Source organism: Richelia sinica FACHB-800 (genome assembly GCF_014698825.1).
GTDB lineage: Bacteria > Cyanobacteriota > Cyanobacteriia > Cyanobacteriales > Nostocaceae > FACHB-800.
Window position 1 is genome coordinate 14,148 of sequence record NZ_JACJTT010000050.1, and the last position, 21,633, is coordinate 35,780.

A 21,633-nucleotide genomic window follows, 5' to 3' on the forward strand; every position below is an offset into this window, starting at 1 on the left:
CTATGTCTTCTCTTTTATCAGTTGTCAATCATGATTTAGCCGCAGCAATTACTCATGATCCTCTCATAGTTACTCCTCAGTGCTTGGTGACAGATGTTTTGACTTTAATGAATGCAAAACAAGCTGTTTGTTCGCTTACGGAAGAAGAAAACTTGGGGGGTAGTTTCATTCCTCATGAAAGTAGCAAGAGTTGTGCTTTGGTCGTTGAAGGAAGAGAAATTATTGGCATTTTTACTGAGAAAAATGTAGTCAGGCTGACTGCTGAAAGAAAAATATTAACTGGATTAACTATGGCACAAGTCATGACTAGTCCAGTAATTACTCTCAAACGTTCAGAATTTACAGATATTTTCGCTACATTAAATTTGTTACAACGACATAAAATTCGTCACTTACCTTTGCTAGGAGATGATAGTCAAATACTAGGTTTAGTTACTTACGCAGGTTTACGGCAACTTCTACGTCCTGTGGATCTCATGCGGTTGCAGTTGATTGAGGATGTGATGAATACGGAAGTAGTTCATACACCACGCAACAGCAATTTATTCACCGTGATAGAACTGATGGTGAAAAATCAAGTAAGTAGCGTCATTGTTACAGAAATAGGAGCAGATTTATTACCACGTCCAGTGGGGATTATCACAGAAAGAGATGTGGTACAGTTTCAAATTTTGGCCCTAGATTTTGATCGCATCACCGCTGGAATGGTGATGAGTACACCACTTTTTTCTTTAACACCAGAAGATTCCCTGTGGTCTGCTAGGTCTTTGATGCAGGAGAAAAAAATCCGTCATATTGTCATCACTGGCAAAAAAGGTGAGTTACGGGGAATTATTACTCAAACTAGTTTGCTACAAATTCTCAATCCCATGGTGGTGTACAGATTAGTGGAGATATTGGAAGAGAAAATTGCCAATTTAGAGCAAGAAAAGCTGGAGTTATTAAATCAGCGCAATGCAGAATTAGCCAGGGAAGTAGAAGAACGCACCAAGGAATTAAATCTGCAAGCGGAACAGGAACGATTATTAGCTCACGTTGCTACGAGGATACGTGCTTCTTTAAATTTGCCAGAAATTTTAAGTGTATCGGTAGAAGAAGTCAGACAAATTTTAAGTTGCGATCGCGTCTTAGTATACCAGTTTTACCCTGATGGCAGTGGCACGATTGTAGCTGAATCAGTGGCTATGGGTTGGACTCAATCTCTCTACCACCAACTAGACGACCCTTGTTTTCGTGGTGGCATAGCTTCTGTTTATGCTCAAGGTCGCTGCATTGCCATTGATAATATTTATGCAGCTGGATATCCAGAATGTTATTTAGAGTTGCTAGGACAGTATCAAGTCAAATCTAACTTGGTAGTACCGATTTTGGTAGAGAACGACTTGTGGGGTTTATTAATTGGCCATCATTGCGCTGACTTTCACCCATGGGAACCATCCCACTTAAACATTTTAGACCGATTAGCCGTACAACTGGCGATCGCTATTCGCCAAGCCAAAATCTACACCCAATCCCAAACAGCATTACAGGAGCGCCTCAAAGCCGAAATGGCCCTACGGGATAGCGAAGCATTATTCCGTACCACCTTTGAACAAGCTACCGTGGGTATGTGTCACACCGCATTAAACGGTCAATTTTTGCTGGTTAATCAATGTTTTTGTGACATTCTGGGTTATTCCATGGCAGAAATCCTCAACTTAAATGTTCAAGGCATAACCCACCCTGAAGACTTCGCGTCCAGTTGGCAAATGGCCATAAAACTGATTAATGGTGAAATTAGCACTTTCAGTCAAGAAAAACGTTACATCTGCAAAGATGGCTCAATTCTTTGGGCTTATATCACCGTTACCCTGTTCAGAAACTCCACAGGTCAACCCCAGCACTTTATTGTTATTGTTCAAAATATCAATGCCCGCAAAGCCGCAGAATCTTCACTTAAATTACTCAATCAAGAACTAGAAACGAGGGTAAAACAACGCACCAAAGACTTTCAACAGAGCGAACAAAGATTTCGGACTTTATTTACCGTTGCCCCTGATTTTATTTATGTCCTGGACTTACAGGGCATCATTCAACAAGTAAATTGGGCAGCGATTGAGCAATCTGGCTACGCTGAAGAAGAACTCATTGGCAAATATTTAGGTAATTTTTTTGCTCCCTCTTCTCATACACTTTTTGGGCAACATTTTTCCCTATTATTACATTTAGGTAGAGAACGCACCGAGCTAGAATTTATCTGTAAAGACGGCAGTATTCGGACAATGGATTATGCTGCTACCGTAGTGTACAACCAAAATGAAGAACCAGATTATATAGTTGTTTTACAACGAGACATCACTGAACGTAAAAAAGTAGAACTAGAAAAACAACTACTCAAAGAAAGACTACAATTCCTCCTCGCATCTAGCCCCGCTGTTATTTTTGCTTGGGAAGTTGTTCCTAACTACGCCACCACTTTTGTCAGTGATAACATCACCACTGTCCTGGGTTATCAAGTAGAGGAGTTTTTAGCCGATCCTAATTTTTGGGCAGACCATGTTCATCCTGAAGACAAAGAACAGATTTTTGCCGATCTATCTCACCTATTCCAAACAGGACATCACATCCATGAATATCGATTTCTCCACCGCAATCATCAATATTTATGGGTCAGAAATGAACTGCGCCTAGTCAAAGATGAAACAGGTAAACCCATAGAAATTATTGGCTACTTTGTGGATATTCAAGACCGCAAAATCATGGAAAATGACTTGCGCCAACGCAATGAACAACTAGCTATAGCTAATGTGCAATTAGAAAGTGCGACTAAATTAAAAGATGAATTTCTTGCCAACATGAGTCATGAATTACGCACACCCCTCAACGCTATTTTAGGCATGTCTGAAGCCTTGCAAGAAGATGTATTTGGCCAGATTAATCCCCAACAAAAACGGGCATTGGCTACCGTTGAACGCAGTGGTAAGCATTTACTCGAATTAATTAACGATATTCTTGATTTAGCCAAAATTGAAGCAGGAAAACTAGAATTAAAACTTGCCCCTGTATCCGTTATGTCTCTCTGCCAAGCTTGTATAACTATGATTCGTCTACAGGCAGTCAAGAAAAACCTCACACTAGAAGTAAACATCCCCGAAGGGTTAGCAGATATATTTATTGATGAAAGATATATGCGTCAGGTTTTAATCAACCTGTTGAGTAATGCGATTAAATTTACCCCTGAAGGAGGAAAGGTAAAATTAGAGGTAAAAATTGAACCAGGACAGCAAAGACAATGGGATTTAACTTCATCCTCTCCAGATGTTTTTGATTCCTCCTTCATTCTCTTTTCTGTCGCCGATACAGGTATTGGAATTGCTCCAGAAGATGTGAAAAAATTATTTCAATCTTTTGTGCAAATAGACTCTAGTTTAAGTCGTCAATATGCAGGTACTGGGTTAGGTCTGGCTTTAGTTAAACAGATTACCGAATTACATGGCGGTTGGGTGAGCATACACAGTGAATTGGGTAAGGGTAGTTGCTTTTGTGTGAGATTAGCTTATCAAACTACTGCTCCAAATCCATTGTCTTACCCCCTATCAACAACTAATCTGCCTCCATTATTAATTATTCAGGATAATTTATCAACAACTAATAATCATCAACTGTCTGAATATTTAGAAGAACTAGGAATTACAACCGTCAACTATCACCAAATTGCAGATGCAATCACAGCAGCAACTAGTCTCCAACCATCTGTAATTATTCTCGATATTTATGACCCCCAACCTTCCTATTGGAAACTGCTGCGTCAACTGAAAGCCGACCCCTATACCTGCAATATTCCGGTGGTCATGATTGGGGTAGAAAATAGACGGATACGAGGTCTATCCTTAGGCGCTACAGAATACTTAATTCGTCCCCTAGAGAAACAACAACTGAAAAACACCTTACAAAAATTCCAGGTCGTTAGCGCACCCAAATCAATACCACAGACTTTAAAAACTGTCAAATCCCAATCTACGATTACAGGTTTGATTTTATTAGTGGAAAACAACGAAGTGACGATCAGTAGTTTATCTGATTATTTGACTAGTCGAGGATATCGTTTAATCGTAGCTAGAACCGCACAAGAAGCGATTCAACTAGGGCAAATGGAAAAACCTGCATTGATGATTATAAACATGCAGATGCCTAATTTGGATGGTTTAGCAGTGACTCAACAGCTAAGAAGAGATGAATATATAGCAAATATACCAATTATCGCCATGACAACGTTAGCTATGGCAAGCGATCGGGAAAGATATATACAGGCAGGTGTGACTGAATATTTAACACAACCTGTGAAGTTAAGACAGTTAGCTGACATTATTCATAACTTGTTGAGTCAATAGGCAGAAATTTAGATATGGACAAACCCACTACTATTTTGGTCATTGATGACGAACCAGATAACTTTGATGTTATCGATACCTTGCTGATGAAAGAGGAATATCAACTTAATTATGCTTCTAGTGGCAGCAAAGCTTTAGAACGCATTCACATGATTGAACCAGATTTAATTTTGTTGGATGTTATGATGCCAGAAATGGATGGAATAGAGCTTTGTAAAATCATCAAAACTGATCCTCAATGGCGCTATATTCCCATTATTATGGTGACAGCCTTAACAGCTAAAGAAGATTTGAGTACATGTTTAGCCGCAGGTGCTGATGATTTTGTCAGTAAGCCTGTGAATAAAATTGAATTACAAGCAAGAATTCGCTCCATGCTGCGGTTAAAATACCAGCACGACCAACTGAAAGCATTAATTCAATTACGGGAAGATATGGTCAATATGATTGTCCATGACTTGCGTAATCCTTTAACTAATATCATGCTCTGTACAGATATTCTGCGACTTCCCAACTTCCCACCAGCAGAGCACCAGCCAAAACTTGAGCAAATTCAAGGCAATGTTAAACAATTACAATCCATGATTGATAGTTTGCTATTCATGGCTAAACTGGAATCAGGGAAAATGAGGCTGAATTTGACAGAGGTGGATTTACATCATCTTTGTAGTGGTGTGCTTGCAGATTTTCGTCTATTGGCCGAGCAACATCGAATTCAATTAATTGGAGATTTGCCACAACCAGGTCAAAAATTCACCATGGATGGTGCATTATTCCGCCGTGTCCTTGATAATCTCCTAGCTAATGCAATTAAGTTTTCTCCTGTTAATAGTCAGGTGATACTCAAAGCTGATTTTACTACATCGGAGGCAATCAAGATACAGGTCATTGATTCAGGAATAGGAGTCAATGAAAAAATGCGGACAGCGATTTTTGAAAAGTATGAAATTGGTGCCTTTATTAAAGGATTATCCCAAACTGGTTTGGGATTAGCATTTTGTAAACAGGTAGTCGATGCCCATGGTGGCAGCCTCCAAGTAGAGGAGAATTTTCCTAAAGGTGCAATTTTTATAATTCAACTCCGTAATCACCTGGTGAGTTCATCTACTTCTAGAGAATATCTCTGATAGGAATCAGGTATAAAATACTGTGTTTGTCGTGATACTCTCGAACTGATAATTAATCAATTGTACTATTGTGGTTCACCCAACTATAGATTAAGTATTAAGTAAGAAAGATTAAGTATGTAAGATTTTAGTTATGACGAGAATTTTAATAATTGAAGACGAAATCCAAATCCGCAACAACCTTGAGCAAATTTTGCAGTTAAGCGGTTATGAAACGATAACTGCTGAAAATGGGTTAATTGGTGTAGAACTAGCGATCGCTCATCCTCCTGATTTGATTTTATGTGATATCATGCTGCCTGAATTAGATGGCTATGGCGTACTCACTGCCTTACGCCAAGAAAAAAGCACATTTGCCATTCCTTTGATTTTTCTGACCGCTAAAGCAGAGTTCAAGGATCTGCGACAAGGAATGGAACTAGGCGCAGATGATTATTTAACCAAGCCTTTTGAACAAAGTGAGCTATTGCGGGCAATAAATACGCGATTGGAAAGAAAGAATACACTGATTCAGGAATATACAGAAAAATTAGAGAGCAATACTTTATTAACAAAAGAGCTTAACAAATCTTTAACTAAGCAAGTTAAAGAGACCCAGGAAAATTTTGAAAAAAGCCAACAAGTTTCTGGGATAAAAACTGATTTATTGCAAAAACTGATTGAAGATTTGCGTAATCCCCTCTCTAATATTAATATGGCAATTCATATGTTGAAAACAGCCAACACACCAGAAGAAATAGAACGATATATCTCAGTATTACAAGCAGAATGTTCCCGTGAAGTTCAACTGTTGAATGAAGTTGAGCATATTCAGAAATTGCTCACTCCAGAAAATACTAAAATCCTGCAAAGATGGAAATTATTGAGTTAAAATATAAATATTTATTGTCTTATTGTCCCATTACCATAAGTGTTAGATTGTATATGATTGATAGTTTAATACTTATGGTGAAGCCAACAGAGTCATAAATTATAGGAGGTGGCAGTGCTAAAAGCTTTTGGGTGTCTAAGTTTTAGTTGCTGTTAATATTCTAACTGTCTTGTCTAGGGCTATATCAACTAGAGATTTGTCCCTTGGTGCCCATGAAATGATCAGACCAATATTTATACAAATGCAGTCCTCATCCCTAATACCATATCCAATTAATCGCCTATATAAATTATCTTGAGTAATTACATACCAAACATAACTAAAGGCATAACAATTCTCACAATAGTCTGCTTACCAGTTATACTCTCAATTGTCAAATCACCATTATAGATTTGCAAAATTTGCTTGGCAATTGATAATCCTAATCCGCACCCTTGTTGCTCATACATTGTGCGTTTAAACTGCATATAGGCACCCAAATTAGCAATTTGTTCCTCCGTCATACCTCGGCCGCAATCAATAATATATAAAATAAATTTGTCTTCGATAGTCTGAGAAATGATTTTTACTTGTGTACCCGCTGGAGAAAATTTAAAGGCATTATCAATTACCTCAGATAAAACCTTAGTCATTTTCAGAGGAGAAATATTAATTAAACCTTGGGTAAGATTCAAGATTAAATCATCAGTTCTTTCCCATTTTTTTGCTACTTGTAAGGCAGTAGATTCAATCATATCCTTGACTCTAATTCTGATTAAATTCTGCCGAATTTCTGCTAATCGTTCCGGATTGCTTAAGGTCATTTCTAAATCAACATACAACAAAAAGTTCATGGTCAATTGATGAAGACGACCAGCCGAACTATGAATCATCTGCAACATTTCTAGATTATCTTGATTAGTGACAGAATCATACTCTTTAAGTAATAAATCTGATATACACATAATATGATTCAAAGGAGTATTAAATTCGTGGGGTAGTGAATAAGTTATAGCTTCACGCAAAGCATCAATTTTGTACTGAGTTTGCTGATTAACTAATGACTGTTTTTCTAATCGAGCATTGACGGCTTGTAGTAATTCATCAGCATCAAAAGGTTTTGTTAAATAGTCATCTGCTCCTAGTTCCATCCCTCGACGTAAATCAGATCGTTCTGATTTAGCTGATAGGAAAATTAAAGGAATTCCTGCTGTATGGATATCTTGACGGAGTAGAGATAAAACACTATAACCATCTAACTCTGGCATCATTAAATCACAAATTATTAAGTTGGGATTTTTATCCTTGACGTATTCCAAACCTTGTTTTCCATTTTCAGCAACTATGGTCTCGAAGTTTGCTAATTCCAGAATTTGTTTAATATTGGCTCTAATTTTTTCTTCATCTTCAATAATTAATATCTTCACCATGTTTTAACTCCTACAAATAATGAATAATTACTTTCTAGACAGCAAAAATTTTTCTAATGCTTCTGGTGGCAAGGGTGGACTAAATAAGTATCCTTGCATCACATCACAATGATTGTCCCTTAACCAAGCTAACTCATATTGAGTTTCTACTCCCTCAGCAATGAGATCGACTCCTAAATTATTGGCAATTTGGATAATACTTTTGACAATGGCTTGCTTGTTAGTGTTTTTATCAATCCTGTTTACAAAATAACTATCTATTTTCAGAAAATCAAAGGCAAAGTCTTGCAGGTATTTTAATGATGAATAACCTGTACCAAAATCATCAATAGCGATTTTAATACCATAACTTCTTAGTTTATTAATTTCTTCAGATACATAATCAATGTTTTGAACTAATAGGGTTTCCGTTAATTCTAATTCCAAATGTTTGGGATCAAAATTAGTTTCCACTAAAGTATCGATAATACTTTGATTAAGATGAGGATTCCTAAATTCATAAGCTGAAAGATTAACAGCTAAATTGAAAATGCCTAATTTTTGAGCTTGCCACTCTTGGACTTGCTGGCAAGCAGTTTTTAAAATCCATGCTCCTAAGTAAATAATGAAACCTGTTTCTTCTGCTAAGGGAATAAACTCTGCTGGGGAGACAAGACCGTATTCTGGATGTTGCCAACGAATTAAAGCTTCAACACCCACCATGTCTTGAGTGAGCAGATTAATTTGTGGTTGATAGTAAATTTTAAACTCATTTTTATCTAATGCCGTCCACAAATTAGCTTCTAAAATCTTTTTTCGTAAATATTTTTCACCTATTTCTTGGGTGTAAAAATTATAAAAACTATTTTCTTTTTCTGTGCATTCATTAATAGCAATTTCTGCATAGGTAATTAACTGGCTAAGGGTAATACCGTTTCTAGGATAACAAGCAATGCCAATTTTAGGCTGTAAAATTATTTCTTGGTTATCAATAAAAAATGGCTGGCATAAGATATTAATAATTGTCTGAGAAATATCGCCAGCATTTTCTATTTCTAGAGTAGGTTTTAATAAAAAAGCTAGTTGACCTGTTTTTAAATAGGCAATTAATTCTACTAAATCATGGGCAGAATTAAAATAATTGTCACAGCGACTAGTTACCGCTTGCAGTAGTGAATCCCGCAAAGTGGGATCAACCAGTAATTGGACACGATGGAGAATATTTAAATCAATGAGTAGTAAAGGTAATAATTGGTTTTGTCCGTAAGATTCAATCAGTGTTTGATTAAACTTCTCTTCTAATAAAATTTGATTTGGTAACCCAGTTAAATGATCATGCCGAGCTATATAATTAATCTCGGATTGCATTTGATTAACTTGCTCTACATAAGGTTGAATCACCACTTCACGTTTTTTGAGTTGAGTGGAAATAGCTTGCAAAACTTCATCGATTTCAAATGGCTTTGTTAAGTAATCATCTGCACCGAGAGCCATAGCTTGACGCATATCACTATATTCTGCTTTAGCAGTCAGAAATATCACCGGAATTGTGGCTGTAAGCGGCTCTTGATGCAATGCTTGAATTAGACCGTAGCCATCACATTTAGGCATCATCACATCACAAATAATTAAATCCGGGTGAACTTGTTTAACCATTTGTAAACCTAAATCCCCATCTTCAGCAGTAAAGACAGAAAATCCTTCTATGTCCAGGACTTGTTTGAGATTATTTCTAATTTGCGGTTCATCTTCAATAATGAGAATTTTATTCATTTAATTCACCTAATCACCGCTATAAGTGAGGATGGAATTTATTAATTAAGTCCAGATATTGATTATGTAAAACTTTAGACGTTATTTGCTTCGTGAGAAATAACTAACTATTGAATATGATAGTTTCAGCTATAATACCGAGAATAAATGTAAAATTTTATAGTGTAATTACTGAAGGCAATAGTTCTTTTACTTGATAACTAATCTGCATGGTTGGTAGTTAGTTTGCAGAAAGGAAAATCGACGCACAATTTTTTCCTTTGGTTAGTTTAGATGGCAATGCTCAAACAAAAAAGATATTGATATTTGAAGTAGCGGTGACAATTCAGACAAAACTTATTCATAACTTTATAGTTAATCAATAATATTATAGGGTATATAGGCTGTAAAAGTAGTACCCACACCAATTTGGCTAGTAAAAGTAATTTGACCTTGATGCAAAGCAATACATTTAGCAACTATAGCTAAACCTAAACCAGTTCCTGGAATATTTCCTACATTAGCACCTCGATGGAAAGATTCAAATAACTGAGATTGGTCTTGTGGAAGGATACCCATTCCTTTGTCTTCAATACTGAAAACTAGGTTTTCTGCCTCTATAGAAAAATTAAATATCACTTGACTTTCTTCGGGTGAGTATTTAATGCCATTACCTAGCAGGTTGATAAGAATTTGGCGCAGTAATTTCTTATCTAAATTAGCAATGATGGGCGTGGAAATTTGACTAAAAAAAATAATCTGATGATGGGTGGCACTTAGCTGGACATCTTCTACAAGTTGCTGACAAAAAGAAACGACATCTACAGGTTCTGGATAAAAAGATAATTTACCAGTTTCTGCTTTATTGATCAGTAAAATATCATCTAATAGTTGGGTTGTATGTTTAACATAGGTGAGAATACATTGTAAATGTTTTTGCTTTTGTTCTTCTTGCAGTTTTTGAGAAAATTGTTGCAAAATACTAGCAGAAGAAGAAATAACTGCTAAAGGTGTACGAAACTCATGGGAAGTCATGGATATAAACCGGGACTTTAATTCACTGAGTTGTTTTTCCTGTTTTAAGGCTTCGCTAATTTTTTGTTCAGCTTGCTTACGTTCAGTAATATCATTAGCTACTCCTAAAATTTGAGAGACTTTACCTTCAGTGTCTACTAAAGGAGAAATAACAACTTGAAAATAGCGGGTTTCACCTGTATGGGTAGTAATAACTCTTTCAGGGATTTTCTGTTTTTGCAAAGAGGTGATAACTTGGCGATTAATGGTTAAATATGCTTCTATATCATCCTGCTTGGCATGTAAATCTGTTTCTTTCTTACCAATTATGTCTTCAACTGTAGTACCGTAAATATCTGCCAATGCCTGGTTCACTAAAATATATTTTCCTTCCCAATCTTGAACAAAGATTAAATTAGGATTAGTATCAATTACTTGCCGAAGAAATTGTTGACTTTGTTGTAATGCGACGGCAGATTTTTTTTGTTCGGTAATGTCTTCTGCCGCTCCCACCACTCTATATACTTCTCCCTGCTCATTGATAATGGGAAAGGCTTGGTCATGAATCCAGCGAATTGAACCATCAGCAGGAATAATTCTGTATTCAATATCAAATCCAGATTTTTCTTTTTTGACAGTAGACATAACTAAATTCTTATCATCTGGATGGATAGAATCAAGAAAAGATTGAGGGTTAGAATAGAGATTTTCACAAGGAACACCCCAGATTTTCTCATAAGCAGGACTAACATAGAGAATTTCTGAAAATCTTGATTTCTTTTGCTCTGGGTTAGTCATCCAGAAAACTAGATGCAAATTTTCTGCTAATTGACGAAACCTCTGTTCACTTTCTTTAAGAGCCAATGCGGCTCGTTTACTATCACTAATATCACGACAAACACAAATTAACTGATTAGCACCAATGAAGCTCAAGGATAATTCCTCATCAAAGATAGTACCATCTTTGCGCTTGGCTTTAGTTTCTCCTCGCCAATGGCCTGCTTGGGTTAATATGGGGAATACTTGGGATTGTAAACTAGCAATTTCTGAAGGTTGATAGAGTTCTCGCCAAGTTTTACCAATTAATTCCTCTGCACTTTTATATCCAAACATTTGGACATGTGCTTGATTTAAATATAAAAATTGTTCATCTTGAAGAATGGCAATACCATCCGTAGCAGCTTCAATAGCATTTAATTGGATTTGCAGGGTTTGTTCAACTTCTTGACGGGGCGTAATATCTACTCCTGAAGCAACAAGATAAATAATTTGTCCCTGTTCATTAAAAATAGGATTGATAGATACATCAAGCATCATTAATTTACTCTGAGCTATCTGTATACTGGTGTTATAGCGAACAATCTGACCTTGGCCTGCTTGAGCGATCGCATCAACTAATTGCTGTTGTATGCTGGGAGAATAGGCGAAACAGTAAATTTGAGCAAATGGCTGACCCATCACATCTTGCGTAGTCAGATTCAGAGTTTCTAAGGATGCACGGTTAATTTCGATTAATATGCCATCAACACTAATAATTGCGACGAAGGTAAAGAGGCTATTGAGGATATCTCGGAGAGTCTGTTGACTATGACATAACTCCTGCTCAATGAACTGGTATTGTTGAGCTTTTCGGTGTAAATCAAAATTCATATTCTGGAATTCCATAATTGTTATGCCATATATGTATAACGGAAATTAAACAAACCAACTAGTTAGGTTTGTTAAACGTAAATCAGACTTTTGCTGTTATAGGAAATTATTGTTTAATATAAAAAATTATTTACTTTAGATATTTTAGGTAAAAACTGTTGCGGATTTAATTAGATTCAAAACAACACTGTTATGGTTATTGTTTAGCTTAAATTAGCTATTTACAACAGTGTAAACCCTCCTTGTTTAATACAGTAGTTTTACCGAGCAGTTATTAGGATGTTGAAAAGCTACTTAAGTGTAATAGACCTCTGGTGAAAATGAATGTAGAGGGTTTCAAACCACGCAGTCGTATCGCTAAAGGGAAAGCTACGCTAACGCGGAACGTGGCTTTAGCCATAGTGTCACCTGCTATAGTTTATATATTGATGGACTCACTTTGCGCCCAGCCGCATAAATTTCTCACCTCATACCTATTGATGAAATGAAAGGTGCAAACCTCACAAAACAATTACATCTTAGGTAAAAGGTTATGAAAACAAAAACACTGGTGAGTATTGCTTGTTCTCTATCTCTATTAGGTTCTTTCACCGCACCAGCTAAAGCACAACCAGTTCCTTCCCAAGCTACACCAGTGAGCCAAAATATTACCATTCCTCAGGATACAGCCGTGATTATTTCCTTTCCTGCATCTGTCACAGTAGATGTAGGACAAAAGAAAGATTACCCCCTGACAGTACCTTTAGCTAGTGCAATTAAAGATGAGCAAGGTAATGTCATTGCACCAGAAAATACACCTGTCACCATAGTTTTACAACCCAGTGATGGTGGTGCAAAAATCGTTGCTCAATCTTTAATAGTCAATGGCAAAATTGTGGCAATTAAAGCATCTAGTCAACCCATTCCTGGTACTACTATTACTCAAAAAAGAGCCAATGATAAAGCCATCGAAAATGGTAGTGTTTGGGGCAGAATTGGTGGTAGCACTTTAGGTTTTATTAGCCAAGGTGATCCTGAACAATTTGACCGGGGAGCAATGTTAGGCAGTGCCATAGGTTTAGTGACAGGCTTACGTTCTGCTGAAAATATTCGGGTTGTCCAAATTCCCCAAAGTAGTGTTTATGTTTTATCGCTGGAAACTCCTATTAATATTTCAATTCGCTAATTGTTGAGTTTCTTTAGGCTGTAAAATTGTGTAATGAAAATTATGTCGAACTTCTGGTTTGAGATAATGAGCTTGAATTAGCTGCCATTGTTGCCATATTTGGTAATTCTGAGCAGATAATAAGGTTGTCATACCACGCATTTCAGTATTTATTTCTGACTTAAGTATGCTCTTGAGGCATTCATGTAATACAACACTATCTTGCAGATCACCTAGCACAGTTTGTATGTTTTTAACCTCTCCTACTTGTGATGCAAATTCTTCACCATATAAATTAGTAAATAACTCCATTTGGTACCGAACTCGTTTAGCTTGTTTTCTCAAATTATGGAGCACTTCACCTTGATGGATAAGTTTCTGGTCTAGTTCTTCTGGTGTCCAATCGATAGTTTGTATGTACTTTTCTTCAATAAATTGAGTACCAATTAACCAGCCTGGATGTAGGAAAAATTTACTGATTTCTGGTAAGAGTAAATCGGGTAAAACTTCTTGGATTGGTAAGGCAGCTAAAGGGTGATATATAGGTTGATCCAACCATTCTTGACAGCTTTTTTTAAAGGTCTTATAAGTTTCATCCTTTAAAAGCTTTTTCACATGGTGAACCTCTATTTCCCGTTGTTGTGCTAACGCTGAAAACACTGACTTGAGTAGTGCTTGTTCTTTTGGTGGTAAATGTGGCTGATAATTATTTTCTAGCGCTGATTTGAGGACATCTAAATCTCTAAGATTGCCGAGAATGCGGGAAATTTTACCAATATTTTTATCACTAACTAATTTGGGCAAATTTACACATAAACCAAAACGACTAACAGCCGTACGTAAGCGTCGCATTCCCACACGCATTTGATGTAGTGCTTCTGGATCTTCATCTTTCTTGACAGATTTTTCCCACTTTATACTTTTATGAAAATGTTTTTCAATGGCTGCATATGCACAATCACCTAAAGTTTTAATTTGTGTTTTATTAGCTATTTGCATAAATGATAGGTATTAATTCATTGAGTGTTTGCATCATAACATTAGTTAAAAATAGACTTATCTCTATTTATGATTTTTTTAACAACATTGGAGAATTAGACGTGAATTTAAGGTTAAATTAAATAAAGGTTAAGAAAAATATAACATCTGAAGGCTATTTAATTGATGATTGACAGTTGTATGTGGCAAATACAGTTATGTTCTTTCCATGCTCAAAAGTGTCAGCGATAACATAATGTTGTCAAAATCATCCTCTTGATATAACCATAATCTATCCTGACCAAGAAGTTTTCTTCTCACCCATCTTTCAAGATAGTAACAGCAATACAAAATGCTGTTGTTTAGGTAAAAACAATGTGGGGAACTTTTTTAACCGCACTAGCTACGGCTTTAAGTTTGTTAATCGTGGATTTAATTGTTCCAGGTGTGGATATTGCTAATTTTCCCTCAGCGTTAATCGCTGGGGTTGTGATTGGTTTAATCAACGGTTCTATAAAACCAATTATATCCACTCTATCTCTACCATTAACATTTTTAACTTTAGGAGGATTTTCTCTAATTGTGAATGGTATTTGCTTTTGGTTAGCGGCTGTTTTAGTTCCTGGTTTTCGAGTTCATGGACTGATTGCTTTTATTCTCGGTCCAGTGGTGCTGTCTTTAGCCAATACAACTATGAGCAAATACTTTGCTGAGAAGAATATGCAGTTAGAATCTAGCGGAGATTTAACAGTTAAATCTTAACCCTAGAGATGGACTAACAATAGAGTTGAGAAATAGGAACAATCCGATGAAATTAATACGTTTATTGCTGGGTTTGTTCTTGCCACCTGTGGGAGTATTTTTAACAGAGGGAGTGGGTACAACGTTGGCAATTAATATTGTGCTGACTCTCCTCGGTTGGCTACCTGGCAGTATTCATGCCATTTGGGTGATTGCCAAACATGATGAAAGATTGAGTAGACAAGGGTGGTAAGCTGTCAGAGGTGTAACTATTTTACTTACATTCAGCTAGACCATTTTTTTTCATAGATTCAGATAGTTAGAGACGTTACATGTAACGTCTCTAAATTTTCAGCTATTATGCTTCTTTATCTTTGAATAATTCAGCAGTTGCTAAAAATAACTCGCGGAGAGTTTGTTTTAATTGACGTTCTTTTTTGGCAATGGCTGTACCTGCTGCACCGAGTTTATCTTCTAACTGGGAATGCTTTTGACCAACTTGTGTTACTATGGCTTCAGCCTGGGGACGCGATCGCTCATACCAGTTCTTCGCTTCATCTAGATACTGTTGTACGTTTTGATCACGGCCAGAGTAACGAGCGGCTAAATTAGCGCGGATAATCGCTAATTGGGTTTGCAATTGGGCATAGCGTTTCTTTAATAAAGCCACCTCTTCACTATCTTTAAGGGCATTAATGGCAGAGATAATGGCATTTTGAGTAGGAACATTGTGTTCCTGACTGGTATTAGAGATTTCTGCCAGAATACCATCCACTTCTTGTTGCAGTTCTTCTTCTTTATAATCTAATTGTGCCTGTAGTTGTTGAATTTCGGTTTGGGTCTTGTTAATTGACTCCTGTCTTTTACTAGTCACAGCTTCCATCGCACCTTCAATAGAAGCTGTAACTTCTTCTTTGATTTCACTACCTTTATCTTGCAAGCTGTCGATGACTGCGGCCACAGCATCCTTCACTAGGTGACGCAATTCACTTGAACCTGCTTTCACTTCCGATGCTACCTGAGTAACAGCGGACTTGACGATTTCACGAATGCGTTCAGTTCTTAACTGTCCTGTAGCTTTAGCTTGTTGTAAGTCGGCTTGAATTTGTTCTTTGATAGAACTAGTCATGTTAAATTGCAATGATTTAAATAATTGGGATAGGTTTTTATCTACATAACTGTTTAGTAATATTATGACTATTTATTTTGGATGATGTAACTTCCTGGAGATAGAAACTAGGTCGTAGAAAGAATAAATTTGGAAAAGAATACATCTTTATGAGAAGATAAATATTCGTTAGTAATAATCATGAAAAAATATGTGGAGAATTAACATTACTTGTTCTGGAGAAGCATGGAAACACCATGGTGCTGCATTTAAGGCAATGGCAGAAAAATATCAAGGTGAGTGTATTTCTTCCAAGAAAAAACCAGATGGGACAAGAATCATGGAATATAAAGTTGAAGATGTCAGTGACGCGGAATCTTTCCAGGAAGATTGTCAAAACTTCTCTGGATTTTTAGCCGATTTTGAATCTTTATAGATGGTTTGTATGTAGGAAGTGCCAGCGTGAAGAAAATATTCATCTTGTTATTATTTACCGTTTGGATTTGGACAGTGAATGTTCATTTACCAGCCTTAGCTATAGACACAAGTAATGGGGAGAAAATATTCAGTGTTCATTGTGTTGGATGCCATGAACATGGAGGTAATATTGTTAGAAGAGGTAAGACTCTCAAGCAAAATGCTTTAAAAAAATATGGCATGGATTCCTTGGAGGCAATTACTGATATTGTCACCAATGGTAAAAGTAATATGTCTGCCTACAAAGAGCGTTTAACTCCTCAAGAAATAGAAGATGTAGCTGCATATGTTTTGGAACAAGCTAATCAAAACTGGAAATCATAATTTACCTAGAAATATGCAAAAAACAGATATGATTTTACCTACTAATAGTCGCCTCCAATTTACTTCTGACTTAAATATATGCCGGATTTTAAATGGTATGTGGCAGGTATCAGGTGGCCATGGCAGAATTAATCCCCAAACTGCTATTCAGGCTATGTTTACCTATGTGGATGCTGGTTTTACGACTTGGGATTTAGCTGACCATTATGGCCCAGCAGAAGACTTAATTGGTGAATTTAGACGGCAATTGATTGCTAGTCGTGGTGAAGCAGCATTAGCCAATATTCAAGCTTTCACAAAATGGGTTCCTCGACCGGGCAAGATGACCAGAAAAATTGTGGAAGATAATATTAATATATCCCTTCGTAGAATGGATGTTTCTGCTTTAGATTTAATGCAGTTCCATTGGTGGGAATATGGGGATAATAATTATTTAGATGCCCTCAAATATATGGGAGAATTACAAACCGAGGGTAAAATTAAGCATTTAGCTTTAACTAACTTTGATACGGAACATCTGCAAATTATTACAGCAGCAGGAATTAAGATTGTTTCTAACCAAGTGCAGTATTCTTTGGTTGACAGAAGACCACAAGTGAATATGGTTAAATTCTGTCAAGAACATGATATTAAACTGTTTACCTATGGTAGTGTTTGCGGTGGTTTGTTATCAGAAAAATATTTAGGTCAACCAGAACCACGGGGTTTTGATTTAAATACCACCAGCTTGAAGAAATACAAAAATGTGATTGATGCTTGGGGTGGTTGGGGATTATTTCAACAGTTACTTGCTACCCTCAAACAAATTGCAGATAAGCATCAGGTAAGTATTGCTAATGTGGCTGTAAATTACATTTTACATCAGCCAGCAGTAGGGGGTGTAATTGTTGGTGCCAGGTTAGGAATTGCGGAACATTTAGAAGATAATGCGCGGGTGTTTGGGTTTAGTTTAGATGCTGAAGATGTGGAAAAGATGGATGCAGTTTCCCAGCAGTCATGGGATTTATATCAGTTAATTGGTGACTGTGGGGATGAGTATAGAAGGTAGTTGAATATATTCCTGACTTCTTTGTTATCTAGTCTATAGAATATGAATTTATCTTAGAAGTCGGGGATCTTAAAACATTACCATAAACGCTGTATGGGATAAGCATCAAACTTGCTATCACCACTAATTATAGGTATATTTTCAACTATAGCTTGTGCAATCAGTATCCTATCAAACGGATCACGATGATGTAAAGGAAGTTGGGCAACAGTATTAATATGACTGATTTTGATATCTAACAGAGTAAAGTCATTAATACTCATTTGCTGTCTAATAAACGTCTCAAATGGAACATTAAAACTTAGCTTTCCTAACCCGTGTTTAATTCCCATTTCCCAAACACTAGCGATACTCAAAAAAATCTGATTATTCTCATCGTTAATCACTTCTAAAACTTGATTACTAATTTGAGAATCATCTGTTACATACCAAATAAATGTATGTGTATCCATCAAAATCATAACTACATATATTCCTGAAAATCTTCTAAAGGTTCATCAAAATCATCAGACATTGTTACCATTCCTTTTGCACTACCAGGTTTACGACGCTGCTTAACTGGTAATACTGGGATTAATTTTACAGCAGATTGATTATCTTTCATGATAATAATCTCTTCACCTTTAAGTGCAGCTTCAACTAAGTCAGATAAATGTTGAGAGGCTTTATTTATAGTAATTTGCTGCATAGCTATCACCTGAGAATTAATAAGAAACTATTGTATAATTATTATACCTAATTTATTTAATCAAAGCTTGAAAACGTGCATCTTCCCGAATAGTATCAAAATCAGAGTTATTTTTTACCCATTCTCTAACTATATCAGGGTGTAAATTAATTGCTGTTTGCAGATTTGTAATTGCTTTTTCAATATTACCTTGTAGGGCATAAAGACAAGCTTTATTGTACCAAGCTTTGTGATTATCAGGTTTTATTTCCACAGCTTTGTCGTAGGAAGATATAGCTTCTTCATACTTGCCTAAATTGTATAGGGAAATGCCCCGGTTGTTCCAAGCCTCGTGGTCATCAGGTTTAATTTCCAATACTTTATCATAGGAAGCAATCGCCTCTTCATACCTGCCTAACTTTCTTAGGGAATTGCCCCGGTTGTACCAAGCATCATCTTTATCATGTTTAAATTCAAGGGCTTTGTCGTAGGAAGATATGGCTTCTTCATACCTACCTAAATTGTCGAGGGAAATACCTCGGTTGTTCCAAGCATCGTGATCATCAGGTTTAAATTTTATTGCTTGGGCGCAGCAACATATGGCTTCTTCATATCTACCTAAATTATTTAGTGAGTAGCCCTTATTATTCCAAGCTTCGTGTAAATCAGGTTTTATTTCTAGTGCTTTATCGTAGGAAGATATAGCTTCTTTATACTTACCTAAATTGTGTAAACTATAGCCACGGCTAGTCCAAGCTTCGTGTAAATCAGGTTTTATTTCTAGTGCTTTATTGTAGGAAGATATAGCTTCTTCATATCTGCCCAAATTGGCTAGGGAAATGCCCCGGTTGTACCAAGCTTCGTGGTCATCAGGTTTTATTTGCACTGCTTTGTCATAGGAAGATATAGCTTCTTCATACCTGCCTAAATTTCTTAGGGAAATGCCCCGGTTGTACCAAGCTTCGTGGTCATCAGGTTTTATTTTTAGTGCTTTATCGTAGGAAGATATAGCTGCTTCATACCTACCTAACTTGTCTAAGGAAATGCCACGGTTTTTCCAAGCTTCGTTATCATCAGGTTTAAATTCTAGTGCTTTATCATAGGAATATATGGCTTCTTCATACCTGCCTAACTTGGCTAGGAAAATGCCCCGATTATCCCAAGCTATGTAGTAATCAGGCTGAATTTCTAGGGCTTTATCTAACAAAGATATAGCTTCTTTATACCGTCCTAACTTCTGTAGCGAAAGACTCAAGTTATTCCAAGCCCAAACAAAGTCTGGTTTAATAGCAATAGCTTTTTCACAACTAGCAATAGATTCTGTATATAATCCTAGCATATACAAGGCTAGTCCTCTATCATTCCAAGCTGCGTAGTTATCAGGTTGAATTTCTAGAGCTTTATCGTAGGATGCAACCGCATCTTCATACTGTTCTAACTTACGTAGTGCAATACCGCGGTTGTCCCAAACTTCGTGATTGTAAGGGTTTAATTTCAGTGCGTGGTCATAGGATATAATGGCTTTTTCATATTCCTTGGCAGAACAATGTAAATTTCCGAGTTCTAAGAATAAACTTGTTTTGTTAATATCTGTTTGATGGTTTTCTGTCAGAAGTTCTTGGATTTTCAAAATTTTTTTATTTCGTTCTTCATCAGTAATATTCAGATATTTATCATCACTTTTATCTTGATTTTCACGTATAAGTAATAATTCCTGTTTTAAAGTTTCTGCATCAATAGGAAATTCAAATAAACCAGAACGCCAATCAAAAAAATCGGGTGCGCGGTGAATAAAATATTTAATGGAAAACTGCGGTAATAAGAAGACAAAACAAATTTTAAACCTATCTCTAAATCTTTCCCGCTGTTGGTTGATGTTAATTAAAATTGGTGGTACACCTTCCCAACTATAATGATGGGTTTCTCGACTAGTCCAACCTGCTAAGGTTTTGGCTTCTTCATATTTATATAATGAAGACTCTAAACCTGTAATAAATAAAATATTGATATTTTTTTTGTTAGGTAGTTTATCGATTATTTCATATAAGTTAGTAACATCTTTATCTAATTGGAGAATTTCTATATTTTTATCGCTAATATCTTCTTTTACTTTACTAATTAATTGTTCACCTCCAGCGGGAGAACAGCGCACAAATAATATACCAAAACCTTCTGTAAACCGCAGTGTACGTATAAAGGCTTGATATTCTTCATCTTCTTCTATTGGTAAATCGTTATCCCAATCACTTAGTTTCAGAGGCATAGTTCTAAGTATATAATAATGTAGGTTGGGTTGAGAAAAACCAACATTTCCAAAAATTCCCTCATGCTGTTGGGTTTCACTTCGTTCTACCCAACCTACAATTTTCTATTTTTATCCAGGATACAATTGATTATAAGTATCCTGAAATTCTTTTATCCCTTTAATCAGAGGATGGATATCATACCAAACTTTGGTTTCTCCATCTGGTTGCTGATAACGATATTCTAAAATACAGCGATTAAATAATAAACCTCGATACAATTTATCATTAACTATTTCTTTAGAGTCATAAACCTTTGCTAGTGCTTCCCATTCATTTGCATAAATGGTGTTTTTATAGGTGTTGCGTAACTCACTAATTGAACGCTGTAAAGCCTTTTTAGAAATAGGTAAAGTGCTTGTGTATTTTAGAGCTTCCTTCATTAATAACAATAAATTTCGCACATGACCACCACTCATTAAGCATAAATTCTCTAACGATTCTCTTGTGTCAAACAAATCAACAATAGATTTACTAGGGTCTATTGTATTGAGTCGTTTTTGAAGAAGTTCAATAACTTTATTAATGCCTTTTTGGTAAGGTTCATTTTCATAAGTTTGTACCCAGAAATGTTGAATGTTAAGAAAAATCAGATAAAAATAGCCCAAAATATGGTAATTTTGGGCGAATAATTAAAATATATTAGTTAAGTTGTGATTATAAATTCCTTT

The 21,633-nt window shown here is 36.1% G+C and carries 18 protein-coding genes; 9 read left to right on the forward strand and 9 right to left on the reverse strand.

What is annotated here, in order from left to right; translation table 11 throughout:
* The first annotated feature begins 2 nt into the window (after positions 1-2).
* The 3 genes from H6G73_RS22210 to H6G73_RS22220 all read left to right on the forward strand — a co-directional run bounded on the left by H6G73_RS22210 (position 3) and on the right by H6G73_RS22220 (position 6,368).
* Entirely contained in the window at positions 3-4,370 is a 4,368-nt protein-coding gene (locus H6G73_RS22210) for a PAS domain S-box protein (protein ID WP_190608419.1), read from the forward strand.
* 14 nt (positions 4,371-4,384) lie between these two features.
* Positions 4,385-5,497: a hybrid sensor histidine kinase/response regulator gene (locus tag H6G73_RS22215; protein WP_190608421.1), complete on the forward strand. Its 1,113-nt coding sequence runs from the start codon at positions 4,385-4,387 to the stop codon at positions 5,495-5,497.
* Between the two features lie 133 nt (positions 5,498-5,630).
* Positions 5,631-6,368 carry an ATP-binding response regulator gene (locus tag H6G73_RS22220; protein ID WP_190608423.1) on the forward strand — a complete coding sequence of 246 codons (738 nt, stop codon included), beginning with the start codon at positions 5,631-5,633 and terminating at the stop codon, positions 6,366-6,368.
* Between the two features lie 302 nt (positions 6,369-6,670).
* On the opposite strand, the gene H6G73_RS22225 is transcribed toward H6G73_RS22220, so the two are convergent.
* From H6G73_RS22225 to H6G73_RS22235, 3 genes are all read right to left on the reverse strand, one after another.
* Positions 6,671-7,777 carry a hybrid sensor histidine kinase/response regulator gene (locus H6G73_RS22225; protein WP_190608424.1) on the reverse strand — a complete coding sequence of 369 codons (1,107 nt, stop codon included), beginning with the start codon at positions 7,775-7,777 and terminating at the stop codon, positions 6,671-6,673.
* Positions 7,778-7,804: 27 nt separating this feature from the next.
* Entirely contained in the window at positions 7,805-9,529 is a 1,725-nt protein-coding gene (locus tag H6G73_RS22230; protein ID WP_190608426.1) for an EAL domain-containing response regulator, read from the reverse strand.
* Positions 9,530-9,883: 354 nt separating this feature from the next.
* On the reverse strand, positions 9,884-12,172 hold the full coding sequence (locus H6G73_RS22235) for a PAS domain-containing sensor histidine kinase (RefSeq protein ID WP_190608428.1): 2,289 nt from the start codon (positions 12,170-12,172) through the stop codon (positions 9,884-9,886).
* Between the two features lie 532 nt (positions 12,173-12,704).
* On the opposite strand from H6G73_RS22235, the gene H6G73_RS22240 reads away from it, so the two are divergent.
* Positions 12,705-13,337: a hypothetical protein gene (locus H6G73_RS22240; RefSeq protein ID WP_190608430.1), complete on the forward strand. Its 633-nt coding sequence runs from the start codon at positions 12,705-12,707 to the stop codon at positions 13,335-13,337.
* Here the strand turns inward: H6G73_RS22240 and H6G73_RS22245 are convergent.
* Positions 13,326-14,315: a CHAD domain-containing protein gene (locus H6G73_RS22245; protein WP_190608431.1), complete on the reverse strand. Its 990-nt coding sequence runs from the start codon at positions 14,313-14,315 to the stop codon at positions 13,326-13,328. The two genes, H6G73_RS22240 and H6G73_RS22245, sit on opposite strands and share 12 nt — an antisense overlap.
* 354 nt (positions 14,316-14,669) lie before the next feature.
* Between H6G73_RS22245 and H6G73_RS22250 the strand changes: the two genes are divergently transcribed.
* Both H6G73_RS22250 and H6G73_RS22255 read left to right on the forward strand, forming a co-directional pair.
* Positions 14,670-15,056: a phage holin family protein gene (locus tag H6G73_RS22250; protein ID WP_190608433.1), complete on the forward strand. Its 387-nt coding sequence runs from the start codon at positions 14,670-14,672 to the stop codon at positions 15,054-15,056.
* 46 nt (positions 15,057-15,102) lie between these two features.
* Positions 15,103-15,288 carry a YqaE/Pmp3 family membrane protein gene (locus H6G73_RS22255; protein ID WP_190608435.1) on the forward strand — a complete coding sequence of 62 codons (186 nt, stop codon included), beginning with the start codon at positions 15,103-15,105 and terminating at the stop codon, positions 15,286-15,288.
* Positions 15,289-15,393: 105 nt separating this feature from the next.
* On the opposite strand, the gene H6G73_RS22260 is transcribed toward H6G73_RS22255, so the two are convergent.
* Positions 15,394-16,164, reverse strand: coding sequence for a histidine kinase (locus H6G73_RS22260; protein WP_190608436.1), 771 nt, complete (start codon positions 16,162-16,164; stop codon positions 15,394-15,396).
* 190 nt (positions 16,165-16,354) lie between these two features.
* Here H6G73_RS22260 and H6G73_RS22265 point away from each other — a divergent pair, with 190 nt between their 5' ends.
* The 3 genes from H6G73_RS22265 to H6G73_RS22275 are packed head-to-tail and all read left to right on the forward strand — an operon-like array spanning position 16,355 to position 17,992.
* A complete protein-coding gene (locus H6G73_RS22265; protein WP_190608438.1) occupies positions 16,355-16,579 on the forward strand; it encodes a hypothetical protein in 225 nt (74 codons plus the stop codon).
* Between the two features lie 26 nt (positions 16,580-16,605).
* Positions 16,606-16,944, forward strand: a complete 339-nt coding sequence (gene petJ / locus H6G73_RS22270; RefSeq protein WP_190608441.1) for a cytochrome c6 PetJ — start codon at positions 16,606-16,608, stop codon at positions 16,942-16,944.
* 28 nt (positions 16,945-16,972) lie between these two features.
* Entirely contained in the window at positions 16,973-17,992 is a 1,020-nt protein-coding gene (locus tag H6G73_RS22275) for an aldo/keto reductase (RefSeq protein WP_190608449.1), read from the forward strand.
* Positions 17,993-18,069: 77 nt separating this feature from the next.
* On the opposite strand, the gene H6G73_RS22280 is transcribed toward H6G73_RS22275, so the two are convergent.
* The 4 genes from H6G73_RS22280 to H6G73_RS24600 all read right to left on the reverse strand — a co-directional run bounded on the left by H6G73_RS22280 (position 18,070) and on the right by H6G73_RS24600 (position 21,570).
* Complete coding sequence (locus H6G73_RS22280) at positions 18,070-18,444, reverse strand: type II toxin-antitoxin system VapC family toxin (protein WP_242034280.1); 375 nt, start codon at positions 18,442-18,444, stop codon at positions 18,070-18,072.
* An 11-nt stretch (positions 18,445-18,455) separates the two neighbouring features.
* Positions 18,456-18,680 carry a type II toxin-antitoxin system Phd/YefM family antitoxin gene (locus H6G73_RS22285; protein WP_190608445.1) on the reverse strand — a complete coding sequence of 75 codons (225 nt, stop codon included), beginning with the start codon at positions 18,678-18,680 and terminating at the stop codon, positions 18,456-18,458.
* Between the two features lie 52 nt (positions 18,681-18,732).
* Positions 18,733-20,922, reverse strand: coding sequence for a tetratricopeptide repeat protein (locus tag H6G73_RS22290; protein ID WP_190608446.1), 2,190 nt, complete (start codon positions 20,920-20,922; stop codon positions 18,733-18,735).
* Between the two features lie 111 nt (positions 20,923-21,033).
* The gene (locus tag H6G73_RS24600; protein WP_190608448.1) at positions 21,034-21,570 is read right to left on the reverse strand and encodes a hypothetical protein; all 537 of its coding nucleotides are present in this window, start codon (positions 21,568-21,570) and stop codon (positions 21,034-21,036) included.
* Positions 21,571-21,633: the final 63 nt, after the last annotated feature.